At 64.3% G+C, this 11,307-nt stretch carries 14 protein-coding genes; 7 read left to right on the top strand and 7 right to left on the bottom strand.

Annotated elements, in window-relative coordinates:
* Positions 1–54: 54 nt before the first annotated feature.
* The 5 genes from ACRCSW_RS11065 to ACRCSW_RS11045 all read right to left on the bottom strand — a co-directional run bounded on the left by ACRCSW_RS11065 (position 55) and on the right by ACRCSW_RS11045 (position 3,262).
* A complete protein-coding gene (locus tag ACRCSW_RS11065) occupies positions 55–432 on the bottom strand; it encodes a diacylglycerol kinase (protein WP_438705047.1) in 378 nt (125 codons plus the stop codon).
* Positions 433–529: 97 nt separating this feature from the next.
* Positions 530–985: a universal stress protein gene (locus ACRCSW_RS11060; RefSeq protein ID WP_438705045.1), complete on the bottom strand. Its 456-nt coding sequence runs from the start codon at positions 983–985 to the stop codon at positions 530–532.
* A gap of 56 nt (positions 986–1,041) precedes the next feature.
* Complete coding sequence (locus ACRCSW_RS11055) at positions 1,042–2,352, bottom strand: MATE family efflux transporter (RefSeq protein WP_438705043.1); 1,311 nt, start codon at positions 2,350–2,352, stop codon at positions 1,042–1,044.
* On the bottom strand, positions 2,349–2,840 hold the full coding sequence (locus ACRCSW_RS11050) for a PaaI family thioesterase (protein WP_438705041.1): 492 nt from the start codon (positions 2,838–2,840) through the stop codon (positions 2,349–2,351). Before ACRCSW_RS11050 ends, ACRCSW_RS11055 begins: the two co-directional genes overlap by 4 nt.
* Positions 2,837–3,262, bottom strand: coding sequence for a PaaI family thioesterase (locus ACRCSW_RS11045; protein ID WP_438705040.1), 426 nt, complete (start codon positions 3,260–3,262; stop codon positions 2,837–2,839). The genes ACRCSW_RS11050 and ACRCSW_RS11045 overlap by 4 nt, the downstream gene beginning before the upstream one ends.
* A gap of 108 nt (positions 3,263–3,370) precedes the next feature.
* Between ACRCSW_RS11045 and ACRCSW_RS11040 the strand changes: the two genes are divergently transcribed.
* Positions 3,371–3,754, top strand: coding sequence for a MerR family transcriptional regulator (locus ACRCSW_RS11040; RefSeq protein WP_438705038.1), 384 nt, complete (start codon positions 3,371–3,373; stop codon positions 3,752–3,754).
* Positions 3,755–3,968: 214 nt separating this feature from the next.
* Here ACRCSW_RS11040 and ACRCSW_RS11035 read toward each other — a convergent pair whose 3' ends face one another.
* Together ACRCSW_RS11035 and ACRCSW_RS11030 are read right to left on the bottom strand one after the other, a co-directional pair.
* On the bottom strand, positions 3,969–4,535 hold the full coding sequence (locus tag ACRCSW_RS11035; RefSeq protein WP_438705036.1) for a hypothetical protein: 567 nt from the start codon (positions 4,533–4,535) through the stop codon (positions 3,969–3,971).
* A 73-nt stretch (positions 4,536–4,608) separates the two neighbouring features.
* Positions 4,609–5,454 (bottom strand): universal stress protein, encoded by an 846-nt coding sequence (locus ACRCSW_RS11030; protein WP_438705034.1) that lies wholly within the window; start codon positions 5,452–5,454, stop codon positions 4,609–4,611.
* 216 nt (positions 5,455–5,670) lie between these two features.
* Here ACRCSW_RS11030 and ccoN point away from each other — a divergent pair, with 216 nt between their 5' ends.
* The 6 genes from ccoN to ACRCSW_RS11000 all read left to right on the top strand — a co-directional run bounded on the left by ccoN (position 5,671) and on the right by ACRCSW_RS11000 (position 11,304).
* Positions 5,671–7,269 (top strand): cytochrome-c oxidase, cbb3-type subunit I, encoded by a 1,599-nt coding sequence (ccoN, locus tag ACRCSW_RS11025; protein ID WP_438705032.1) that lies wholly within the window; start codon positions 5,671–5,673, stop codon positions 7,267–7,269.
* 12 nt (positions 7,270–7,281) lie between these two features.
* Positions 7,282–8,025 carry a cytochrome-c oxidase, cbb3-type subunit II gene (gene ccoO / locus ACRCSW_RS11020; protein ID WP_438705030.1) on the top strand — a complete coding sequence of 248 codons (744 nt, stop codon included), beginning with the start codon at positions 7,282–7,284 and terminating at the stop codon, positions 8,023–8,025.
* Positions 8,026–8,035: 10 nt separating this feature from the next.
* Positions 8,036–8,227, top strand: a complete 192-nt coding sequence (locus ACRCSW_RS11015) for a cbb3-type cytochrome c oxidase subunit 3 (protein WP_438705029.1) — start codon at positions 8,036–8,038, stop codon at positions 8,225–8,227.
* A 4-nt stretch (positions 8,228–8,231) separates the two neighbouring features.
* Positions 8,232–9,113, top strand: a complete 882-nt coding sequence (ccoP, locus tag ACRCSW_RS11010) for a cytochrome-c oxidase, cbb3-type subunit III (RefSeq protein ID WP_438705027.1) — start codon at positions 8,232–8,234, stop codon at positions 9,111–9,113.
* A gap of 321 nt (positions 9,114–9,434) precedes the next feature.
* A complete protein-coding gene (gene ccoG / locus ACRCSW_RS11005) occupies positions 9,435–10,850 on the top strand; it encodes a cytochrome c oxidase accessory protein CcoG (RefSeq protein ID WP_438705025.1) in 1,416 nt (471 codons plus the stop codon).
* Position 10,851: 1 nt separating this feature from the next.
* Entirely contained in the window at positions 10,852–11,304 is a 453-nt protein-coding gene (locus tag ACRCSW_RS11000) for a FixH family protein (protein WP_438705023.1), read from the top strand.
* Positions 11,305–11,307: the final 3 nt, after the last annotated feature.

Here is an 11,307-nt window from a genome sequence, read left to right as displayed (position 1 = left end):
CCGGTCTAAAATTTTTCGTCGAAAAATTTAAGACCGGCGGAGGCGATAGGGACACTACATAAACACCACCCACGCCGCATAAAGCCCCGTCGCAACCAGGGCGCACATCACCGCGAAAGATCCCATATCCTTGGCGTTCTTTGCGAACTCTGACCAGCCGGGCGAGACGTGATCGACTACCTCTTCTATCGCCGTGTTAAGTGCCTCGATCGCCATCACGATCAGCCCAAGGACCAGAAGTCCAAGAAACTCTCCCGCCTGGGCGCCCACCAGCAGAAACAGCAGGCAAAACCCCACCAGCGCCGCAAGCTCCTGCCGGAAGGCGGCCTCGCGCCACATCCGCCGCGCGCCCGCCGCCGAATACCCCGCTGCAGCCCAGAGATGCGCAAGACCCGTCTTCGCCTTTGGTTTGCCCGCCTGCTCTTCCGTCATGTCCCGTTGCTCTGCCTTGAAACCTTACCAATTCGTTAGCGCTTGAAGAAATGAAGCGAAATCAATGCTTTAAAAAATGTCCCACCGTGGGACACGCTTAGGTGATGCTCTCCAACCGCTCTTTCGACATGTCCCCCGGCACGATGGTAATGGGGATCGGCAGGCTTCCGGAGGTGCGGCTTAGCGCCGTGACCAGCGGCCCAGGCCCCGCCTTGTCCGTGCCGGCCCCCAGGACCAGCACCCCGATCTCGGGGTCTTCGTTCACGAGCGCCATGATCTCGTTCACCGGATCGCCCTCACGGATCACAAGCTCGGGGTTCACCCCCTGCTTGTCGCGCATCCATTTCGCGAAGACCTCGAAATGCGCCTCGATCCGTTCCCGCGCTTCGGCCCGCATGAGGTCAGCGACGCCCATCCAGGTCTGGAACTCTTCGGCCGGGATGACCGACAGGATCGTGACCCCCCCACCCGTATGCGCCGCCCTCAGCGCAGCAAAGCGCATCGCGTTCAGGCACTCGCGGCTGTCGTCCAGCACGACCAGGAATTTCCGCATGACTCTCCCCTGTGGCGGGGCGGATCATGGCCCGGCTGGCGGGGGCAAGGCAAGCCCTACCGGCGCTCCGCCAGCGCGAGGACCTTGGGATAGCGATGCCAAAGGGTTGCCGTGCGTGCCGCGTTCAGCACCATCAGCGCCGCCCAAAGCCCATGGTTTCCGCCAAGCGGCACCAGCACCGCCAGCGCCAGCGCATAAAAGGCCACCGCGATGAGCATAGCCTTCAGCATGTCGCCCGTCAGGAGCGCGCCAATGAAGATGCCGTCATAGATCCAGGCCGCGACACCGATCAGGGGCGCGGCGACGAGCCATGGCAGGTAGTCCCGCGCCTCGGCCCTGACCTCGGGCGAGGTCGTCAGAAGGTCGATGACCCAGGGCCCGGTGACCGCGAAGATCGCCGCAAGCCCGACCGCCCCGCCGATACCCCATTGCATGCAGATGCGCCCTGCCGCGCGGGTCTGGGCTGCCGAGCGAGCGCCTACGGCCTGGCCGACCAGCGCCTCGGCGGCGAAGGCAAAGCCGTCCAGCGCGAAGGCTGTCACCTCAAGGAACTGCATCAGCACCTGGTTGGCGGCCAGGGTCACATCGCCGAACCGCGCGCCAAGGAAGACGAACGCGGTGAAGGACAGCATCAGGATCACTGTCCGTCCCATGATGTCGCGGCTGGTCGTGAACATCCGCCGGATCGCAACGCGATCTCCAAGCCGGGCAAACCCGGCGCGGAAAGACGGGCCGAAGGCATCGCGTGTCAGCCAAAGCGCGAGCGCCAGCCCCGACCATTCGGCGATTAGCGTCGAGGCCGCTACCCCCGGTACGCCCCAGCCAAGGCCGAGGACGAACCAGAAGTCCAATCCGATGTTCACCCCGTTCTGCCAGAGCTGCAGAACCAGGACGCCGCGTGTCCGCCCGAGCCCTACCAGCCAGCCGGTCAGCGCGTAAATCGCGATGGTCGCCGGGGCGCCCCAGATGCGGATCGACAGATACTGGCCAGCCAACCGCTCCACCTCGGCACTGGCGGGAGCTATGGCGAAGGCGGCCGCGAAGAGCGCGACCTGTGCGGCGACCAGCGCCAGCCCCGCCGCCGCCCCCACGACCAGCGCGCGCTGCAGGACCGCCGACCGCTCGGCCTGGTCGCCCGCGCCTTCGGCTTGAGCTACAAGGCCCGAGGTCGACATCCGCAGGAAACCGAAGGCCCAGTAGAACGTTGTGATGATGACCGCGCCGATCCCGACGGCACCAAGGCTTGCCGGGTCGCCTAACTGGCCAATGACGCCGGTATCCACCGCGCCGAGAAGCGGAACCGTGATATTCGACAGGACAATTGGCCCCGCGATCCGCAGCACGCGGCCGTGGGTGATCTCGATCATGCTCCGGGGCCGGGGGGCATCAGGAAGTGGCCGGTGGCCTGCGCGAAGAGGCGCGAACGGTTGTCCTGCCAGGCCTCGACATGGACGGAGGCATAGCGGCGGCCCGAGCGATTGACCCGAGCCCTGGCATAGGCATCGCGGGGCAGGCCGGTACGCAGGTAATCCACGGTGAAGTCGATGGTCTTTGGCAGCTTCAGAGGACCGCCGGGCAGGGTGCCCTCAGCCTCGACCCCGTCCCAGAGCATGCTCCACGACAGTTCGATGATAGCGGCGATTTCCAGGAATGCCGCCGTCGCCCCGCCATGGAGCGCGGGGAGCACCGGGTTGCCGATAAGGCTTTCCTTGAACGGCAGGACTGCCGTCAGCTCGTCGCCACGCCGGTCGAACTCGACGCCGAGAAACTGGATGTAGGGCACACCGTCGACCAGGCTCCGCAAGAGGCTCTCACGGCGCTGCTTGACGATGTGAACGGGCTCCGGCCGCTTCATGCCGGTCCCCGCTCGACAGTGAAGGCCCCGGTTGCGGTGGCCACGGGGCGGCTTTCGTCGTCGTCGGTCGCGATGGCCCGGACAAAGGCCACACTTCGGGTGACGTGGTGACACTCGGCGCGGGTGCGGATGTTTTGGCCAGGGGACGCGGGGCGCATGTAGTCGATCCGGAGATCGAGTGTGGCCGTGGAGATCCCTGCGCCCGGATGGCTCATGACTGCTGCTCCGCAGGCCGTGTCCATCAGGGCCGAGACTGCGCCGCCATGGATCACGCCGGTCGCCGGGTCCCCGATCAGCCGCGGATCATAGGGCATGGAGATCGTGACGGTTCCCTCACCGATCGCTTCAAGCCGCATCCCCAGCGCGTGGCTGTGCGGCAGGGCTTCGATGAACTTGCGGGCGATGGCTTCGATGTCGGGCATGGGGTCACCGGGCGGCATCAAACCGCCGGGGCCGGAGGAACGCAACCCCTTCCGACACCGTTGCACGAAACCCTGACCGGGCCTAGGTTACCGAGGGGAGGACAGTGCATGACGGAGACCCGGCTTAGTTTCAAGGAGATGTGCGCCAGGTTCGACGTGACGCCGCGCACGCTGCGCTACTATGAGTACATCGAGCTTCTGTCGCCCGAGAAAGACGGTCGCGCCCGGTACTACGGGCCGCGTGAGGTGGCGCGGATGAAGCTGATCCTTCGGGGGCGGCGTTTTGGTTTTTCGCTGGAGGAAATCCGGCAGTGGCTGTCGATCTATGGCAAGAAAGGTGAGAGGCCGCAGTTGGAGGCCTGGCTTCAGCTGGCCGACCGGCAGCTGGTCGAGCTGGACCGGCAGCGGGCGGAACTGGAGGCCTCGATCGCCGACCTGCGGGCCCTGCGGGAGACGGCGGTCCAGGAGATGACGAAACTGTCGGCCGAGTAGTGGGCACGGTGCCCAGAAACTTGAGCCATTAAAGATCAATGGGTTATCGGTGCGCATTAGGGATTCGTTCAGGTTTGGTCATCGGGATCCGCTCGGGCTTGGCTGACGTCGTTCCCAAGGGGAGAAGATCAGGACGGGCTGCATTTGCCGTGCCGGTCATCGAGACGCGGATCAGGGGGCCGGAGTGATCTGAAACCCGGTACGCTGCCGAAGGCTATGATCGGCGCAGGTTATCCAGCACTGCGTCGATGAAGTCGCAAGCACTGGGGGTGCTTTCGGGAATGCAGACAATTTTCTGTAGAATGTCCGCGTCCAGCGGGATGCCTTGATCCAGCATCCAGACCTCTTTTCCATTTACGACGCCCAATGGACGGTCGGCGGGATCGATCGCATCGCGAAGGACGGCGAACTGGCTATCGGTATCACTCTCGTGGTCGCCGTAGCGGACGCGGAAGAGCCAGCTTGCAGACACGGCGCTATAGTCCGCTGACAAATAGTCCTTGTTGCCACATGACCTGATCCTGGCCGCAGTTTCGCATTCTGGCCCGATGCACAGCTGCACTATCTCGATGTTTTCGAGGAACGGTTTGGTGCCAAAGTCAACGCAGGCGGCCTGGCCTTGCGATGCCACCAAGAAAAGGACGAAGGCGCCGAGGGTTTTCATCAACTGGACCTGATCAATGCAAAGACGCGCTTGAATGAGCGTGCTGCGGCTAGACAGATCATCACCTGCTCTGAATGAAGGCTGCGCGGGCGTGCTGGCCAGATGCCTCAGCAGCATAGGCCAACTCTGCCGTCAAACCTGCGACCGATGCAAGCCCGGCGACGCCAGCTCATCGCCGGGTATATGCAGGTCAATGCGCGAGGAACACCGGCACCTCGGCGGCTTCCAGCATGTCGCGGGTGGCGCCGCCAAGGATCGCCTCGCGGAAGCGGGAATGGCCGTAGGCGCCCATGACGAGAAGCCCCGCGTCGACGTCGCGGACTTGGCGGGCGAGCACTTCCGAGATGCGGGGCAGCGTGCGGGCCAGGACACAGACTTCGGCCCGGACACCGTGGCGCACCAGCATCTGGCAGAGAAGCCCGCCGGGATCGGACCGTTCCGGCCCGTGGGTGGGCGGGTCGACGACCACGATCTGCACCATCTCGGCCCGGCGGAGGAACGGCATCGCGCGGCGGGTGGCGACCAGCGCCTCGCGGCTTTGGTTCCAGGCCACGACGATCCGTTTGGGCTCGCCCGGCTTCATGCCGGAGGGAGGCACGATCAGAACCGGCGCCATGCCTTCAAAGAGCGCGGCTTCGGTGACGGCCTCATCCTCGATCCCCCGGCCTTTGCCGTAGGGAAGCGGCAGGACGACAAGGTCAGCGTACCGGGCGCGGGCCGCCACGACATCGGTCAGGGCCCCGAGCTGGGTCACGACGGAGTCGACCGAAGACCGCAGTGCTTGGGGCTGCGCGCCGATGGCCGCGTTCAGCGCGGCTTCCGTTTCCCGCGCTTCGGCCTCGGCCCGTTCGAGGGCAGCGGCGATCACGACGGCGCCGGAACCGACATAGGAGTAGCCGACCTGCGTCCGGTCAACGCCTAGCGCCAGGCCATCAAGATGCGCGTCCATCGCCTGCGCGATCTGCGCAGCGGCGGAAACCGTGGTGAGAAGACCGTCGGGTGAAGTGGCGACGCTCAGCAGGGTTTTGTAAGCCATGGTCATCTCCCGTGAAAACTCTGCGGTCACCTTACGCCTTGGGGACCCCTGTACCTTGACCGAGGTCAATTGAGGCCAGAATGGCGGTTGACCCAGATCAAGGCGGTGAGCCCGGCTGCACTGCACAAGTCGGCCAGTCGGAGTGTCCAGCACGGGCAGCCCGGGGTCGGTCCGTTTGGCCGCGGAACCGACAGACAGGACGAGGGGACGCGAACTATGTGGGATTATATGAAGCTGGCGGGGTTGGGCCTTCTCGCGGTGTTGGCCGCCATTGCCGCCAACTACGCCCGTGACCTGGCGTATCTGGTCAACGCGATCACCGTGATGCTGGCCGCTGGCATCGCATTTCTGTACGTGCTGCGCACGGCGGGCGACCCGAAGCCGGACCTCCGCCACGAGTACTTCGACGGGGTCGTGCGGGCGGGGGCGATTGCGACGGCTTTCTGGGGCGTGGTCGGCTTCCTTGTGGGCGTGGTGATCGCGCTGCAGCTTGCGTTTCCGCAGCTGAACTTCGAGTTCCTGCAGGGCTACGGCAACTTTGGCCGTCTGCGCCCCCTGCACACCAGCGCGGTGATCTTTGCCTTTGGCGGGAACGCGCTGATCATGTCGTCGTTCTACATCGTCCAGCGCACCAGTGCGGCGCGTCTCTTCGGCGGTGGCCTTGGCTGGTTCGTCTTCTGGGGCTGGCAGCTGGTGATCGTGCTGGCGGCCACGGGCTATGTTCTTGGGGCGACGCAAAGCAAGGAATATGCCGAGCCGGTCTGGTACGTCGACATCCTGATCACAGTCGTCTGGGTCGCCTTCCTGGTGGTCTTCATGGGCACGCTCTTCCGCCGGAAGGAACCCCACATCTACGTGGCGAACTGGTTCCTTTTGTCGATGATCCTGACAGTGGCGATGCTGCATCTGGTGAACAATGCGGCGATCCCGGTGTCGGTGTTCGGCTCGGCGCAGGTGCAGCTTTATTCGGGCGTGCAGGACGCGATGGTGCAGTGGTGGTACGGCCACAACGCCGTGGGCTTCTTCCTGACGGCGGGGTTCCTGGGGATGATGTACTACTTCGTGCCGAAGCAGGTTGAGCGCCCGGTCTTCAGCTACAAGCTTTCGATCATCCACTTCTGGGCTTTGATCTTCCTTTATATCTGGGCGGGGCCGCACCACCTGCACTACACCGCCTTGCCGGACTGGGCTTCGACCCTTGGGATGGTGTTCTCGGTCATCCTGTGGATGCCTTCGTGGGGGGGCATGATCAACGGGCTGATGACCTTGTCGGGGGCCTGGGACAAGCTGCGGACGGATCCGATCATCCGGATGATGGTGGTCTCGATCGGGTTCTACGGGATGTCGACCTTTGAAGGGCCGATGATGTCGATCAAGGCCGTCAACTCGCTTTCCCACTACACTGACTGGACGATTGGCCATGTGCACTCCGGGGCGTTGGGCTGGAACGGGATGATCACGTTTGGGGTGCTCTACTTCCTGGTGCCGCGCCTTTGGAACCGGGAGGGGCTGTACAGCCTGAAGCTGGTCAGCTGGCACTTCTGGTTGGCGACGATCGGGATCGTGCTTTACGCCTCGGCGATGTGGGTCACCGGGATCATGGAGGGCCTGATGTGGCGCGAAGTCGATGCGAACGGGTTCCTGGTGAACGCCTTCGCCGACACGGTGGCCGCGAAGTTCCCGATGTATGTGGTGCGGGCGACCGGTGGTGCGCTGTTCCTGACGGGCGCGCTGATCATGTGCTGGAACCTGTGGATGACAGTGCGGGCGCAGCCTGCGAAGGCCACGCAGAACTCACTGGTTCCGGCGGAATAGGGGGGCGGGACAATGGGAATTCTTGACAAGCACAGGGCGATTGAGACCCACGCGACGCTGCTGATGGTCCTCAGCCTTCTGGTCGTGACCATCGGGGGGATCGTGCAGATCGTGCCGCTGTTCTACCTCGAGAACACGATCGAGAAGGTCGAGGGGATGCGTCCCTACACTCCGTTGGAACTGGCGGGCCAGCAGGTCTACATCCGCGAGGGCTGCTATGGCTGCCACAGCCAGATGATCCGCCCGATGCGCGACGAGGTGGAGCGGTACGGGCATTACTCGCTGGCGGCGGAGTCGATGTATGACCGGCCGTTCCTCTGGGGGTCGAAGCGGACCGGGCCGGACCTGGCGCGGGTGGGAGGGCGCTATTCGGACGAGTGGCACCAGGACCACTTCGAGAACGCCAAGTCGGTAGTGCCGGAGTCGGTGATGCCGCCCTATGGGTTCCTCGCCAATACGGTGATCGACGGGCGGTACATCCAGGATGTGGTCGCGACCCACCGGATGACGGGCGTGCCCTATACCGACGAGATGGTCGAGAACGCCTTGGCCGATTTCACAGCGCAGGTCGATCCGCTGGGCGACAGCTCGGGGCTCGAGGAGCGGTACGGCGAGGACGCCTTCGGGACGCCGGTCAATGTGCGGAACTTCGATGGCCAACCGGAGACGACCGAGCTCGACGCGCTGATCGCCTACATGCAGGTCCTGGGCACGATGGTCGACTTCTCGACCTTCACGCCTGTGGCGAACCGGTAAGGGGGACATGATGGAAACCTATTCCTTCCTGCGCCATCTGGCGGACAGCTGGTTCCTGCTGGCGATGACTTTGGGCTTCCTTGGGGTTTGCGTCTGGGCCTTCCGGCCTGGCAGTCGCAAGACCCATGACGAGGTCGCAAATTCGATCTTCCGCAATGACGACCGTCCTGCGGAAGTCACCCCTGCCCAGAAGGAGGCGTAAGGCCATGTGCGCCAAGCCATTGAAGAAAGAGCCGCCGCAGGTGGAGACGACCGGCCACCAGTGGGACGGGATCCAGGAGTGGAACAACCCCTTGCCGCGGTGGTGGGTGTGGGTGTTCTACGCGACGATCGTTTGGGGGATCGGCTATACGGTGGCCTATCCGGCGTGGCCGTTGATCGAGCGGGCGACCCCTGGTCTTCTGGGGCAAAACACGCGTGCGGATGTGGCGGCGGAGATTGCAGCGGTCGACGCTGCGAACGCGGCGGTCAAGGAAAAGCTGATCGCGGCCGATCTGAACGCCATCGGTGCCGACCCCGAGCTTGCTGGCTACGCCGAGCGCGCCGGGGCGGCGGTCTTCCGGACGAACTGCGCGACCTGTCACGGGTCGGGCGCTGCCGGGTTCGAGGGCAAGGGCTATCCGAACCTTCTGGACGACGACTGGCTTTGGGGCGGGACGATGGAGGATATCCACCTGACGATCACCCACGGCATCCGCAACACCACCGACCCGGACGCCCGTTATTCGGAGATGCCGAAGTTCGGGGTCGATGGGGCGCTGGACGAGGCCCAGATCGCCCAGGTGACCGAGCATGTGCTCGCGATCTCGGGTCAGGAGCATGACGCGACGGCTGCTGCTGCCGGGGCCACGGTCTGGACTGAAGCGGGGTGCAACGGCTGCCATATGGATGACGGTACGGGCGACCGTGCCCAGGGCGCGCCGAACCTGACGGATGCGATCTGGCTTTACGGCGGGTCGCGCGAGGCGGTGACCGAGTCGATCTTCTATGCCCGCTTCGGGGTGATGCCTGACTGGAACGAGCGGCTGACGGAGGACGAAATCCGCGCGGTCGCCTTCTATGTGCATGGTCGAGGTGGGGGGGAGTGAACCACCGTCGATGCCATGCCCGGAAAGGGGGCCTTCGGGCCCCCTTTTTGCTTTACCCCCGGTCGTGTCGCAGGTTGGGGCGGTTTTTGAAATTGAGCGCTTACGCGCGAGCCTTTTGTCTCGCCTCTGTGCGCGAAGAGCGCACAACCGGCTCGGGTTTGCGCGCCGCGCGGGGATATTTGGGCAAATGTGAAAGGGCTTCGGGCCACCATGTCGCATTCGGGCGACTTCGTTCCGGGCGTCTATTGATACAGGTCAAGGCCCTTCGGGGCGGAATGCCCGATTGGAAAGACAGGACGCAGGTCCGCCAGGAGTCCCTCCGTGTCGAACACCGAATCCCCGCCAAGCCTTTATGCCGCCCGCGAGCCCGTCTTTCCGCGCCGGGTGAAGGGGACTTTCCGGACGCTCAAGTGGTGGATAATGGGCGTCACGCTTGGCATCTACTACATCACGCCGTGGCTCCGTTGGGACCGGGGGCCTTCGTTGCCGGATCAGGCGGTGCTGGTCGATCTGGCGCATCGGCGGTTCTTCTTCTTCATGATCGAGATATGGCCGCACGAGTTCTACTTCGTGGCGGGCTTGCTGATCATGGCGGGGCTGGGGCTGTTTCTGTTTACCTCGGCGGCGGGGAGGGTCTGGTGTGGTTATGCCTGCCCGCAGACGGTGTGGACGGACCTTTTCATCCTGGTCGAGCGCTGGATCGAGGGGGACCGGAACGCGAGGGTCAGGCTGCATCACCAGGCCTGGAACGGCGAGAAGATCCGCAAGCGGGCGATCAAGTGGGTGGTCTGGTTCCTGATCGGGCTTGCGACGGGCGGGGCCTGGATTTTCTACTTCACCGATGCGCCGACGCTTCTGCGCGATCTGGTCACCGGTCAGGCGCACCCGGTTGCGTACACCACCATGCTGATCCTGACGCTGACCACCTTCTTCTTCGGCGGTTTCGCTCGGGAACAGATATGCATCTATGCCTGCCCCTGGCCGCGCATCCAGGCCGCGATGATGGACGAGGATACGCTGACCATCGGCTACCGCGAGTGGCGGGGCGAGCCGCGGGGAAAGCTTGGAACGGAGGGTGCGGGCGACTGCATCGACTGCATGGCCTGCGTCAACGTCTGCCCGATGGGGATCGACATAAGGAACGGCCAGCAGCTCGCGTGTATCACCTGCGGGCTTTGCATCGACGCCTGCAATGACGTGATGGACCGGATCGGTCGTCCGCGCGATCTGATCGGCTACCTCGCCTTGACGGATGAGGTTCGCGAGCGCGAGGGGAAGCCTGCGAAAAGCGTCTGGGCGCATGTGTTCCGGTTGCGGACCGTGCTTTACACGGTGCTTTGGGCTGGGGTCGGCGTCGGGCTGATCGTGGCGCTGTTCCTGCGCTCGCCCATCGACGTGAACGTGACCCCGGTGCGGAACCCGACCTATGTGACGCTGTCCGATGGCAGCATCCGCAATGCCTATGATCTGCGCTTGCGCAATATGCATGGCGAGGCCGCGCAGTTCACCATCGCCGTCACCTCGGACGCCTTCGTGGTGCTGTCGCTGGAGGGGGCTGAGGGGCTGACGGTGAATGTGCCGGCGAACGAGACGATGTCGCAGCGGGTCTACCTGACAGCGGCGCCGGGAACGCGGGCGGCGGTCAGTGACCGGACGGATGTGCGGATCTGGGTCGAAGAGCAGGGAACGACGAACCGGGTGCATCACGATACGATCTTCAACGGGAAAGAGGGTTGAGATGACCGAGCTTACGGGAAAGCATGTCTTTGCGATCACGACCGGGGCATTTGCGGTGATCATCGGGGTGAACGCCGTTCTTGCCTTCAAGGCGGTCAGCACTTTTCCGGGGCTGGAGGTGGGGAACTCCTACGTCGCGAGCCAGGGGTTCAATGACCGCAAGGCCGCGCAGGAGGCTTTGGGCTGGACGATGATGCCTGTTTATGTGGACGGGCGGTTGGAGCTGGCTTTCGCTGATCGCGATGGGTTGCCGGTCAGGGTGCAGGACCTGCAGGTGCTGGTCGGTCGGGCCACGGAAGCGCGGGATGACCTCTGGCCGGTCTTCTCTCTGGTCGGCGATGCCTACGCGGCTGACCTGGACCTGGCGCGGGGCAAGTGGATTGTGAAGGCCACTGCCCGCGCCGCTGACGGGACGTTCTTCGAGCAAAGGTCCGAGCTTTTCGTAAGGGAATGATGC

It is taken from the genome of Tabrizicola sp., assembly GCF_051645465.1.
GTDB lineage: Bacteria > Pseudomonadota > Alphaproteobacteria > Rhodobacterales > Rhodobacteraceae > Tabrizicola.
Note: the sequence above shows the minus strand (reverse complement) of the source record. Positions and strands in the feature narration are given on the sequence as shown.

Excerpts from the sequence above, each read along its gene's own strand:
- ACRCSW_RS11015 (WP_438705029.1), top strand. The coding sequence starts at position 8,036 with ATGGAAACCTATTCCTTCCTGCGCCATCTGGCGGACAGCTGGTTCCTG.
- ACRCSW_RS11035 (WP_438705036.1), bottom strand. The coding sequence starts at position 4,535 with ATGCTGCTGAGGCATCTGGCCAGCACGCCCGCGCAGCCTTCATTCAGA.
- ccoN (WP_438705032.1), top strand. The coding sequence starts at position 5,671 with ATGTGGGATTATATGAAGCTGGCGGGGTTGGGCCTTCTCGCGGTGTTG.
- ccoP (WP_438705027.1), top strand. The coding sequence starts at position 8,232 with ATGTGCGCCAAGCCATTGAAGAAAGAGCCGCCGCAGGTGGAGACGACC.
- ACRCSW_RS11045 (WP_438705040.1), bottom strand. The coding sequence starts at position 3,262 with ATGCCCGACATCGAAGCCATCGCCCGCAAGTTCATCGAAGCCCTGCCG.
- ACRCSW_RS11055 (WP_438705043.1), bottom strand. The coding sequence starts at position 2,352 with ATGATCGAGATCACCCACGGCCGCGTGCTGCGGATCGCGGGGCCAATT.
- ACRCSW_RS11060 (WP_438705045.1), bottom strand. The coding sequence starts at position 985 with ATGCGGAAATTCCTGGTCGTGCTGGACGACAGCCGCGAGTGCCTGAAC.
- ccoO (WP_438705030.1), top strand. The coding sequence starts at position 7,282 with ATGGGAATTCTTGACAAGCACAGGGCGATTGAGACCCACGCGACGCTG.
- ACRCSW_RS11030 (WP_438705034.1), bottom strand. The coding sequence starts at position 5,454 with ATGGCTTACAAAACCCTGCTGAGCGTCGCCACTTCACCCGACGGTCTT.
- ACRCSW_RS11040 (WP_438705038.1), top strand. The coding sequence starts at position 3,371 with ATGACGGAGACCCGGCTTAGTTTCAAGGAGATGTGCGCCAGGTTCGAC.
- ACRCSW_RS11065 (WP_438705047.1), bottom strand. The coding sequence starts at position 432 with ATGACGGAAGAGCAGGCGGGCAAACCAAAGGCGAAGACGGGTCTTGCG.
- ACRCSW_RS11000 (WP_438705023.1), top strand. The coding sequence starts at position 10,852 with ATGACCGAGCTTACGGGAAAGCATGTCTTTGCGATCACGACCGGGGCA.
- ACRCSW_RS11050 (WP_438705041.1), bottom strand. The coding sequence starts at position 2,840 with ATGAAGCGGCCGGAGCCCGTTCACATCGTCAAGCAGCGCCGTGAGAGC.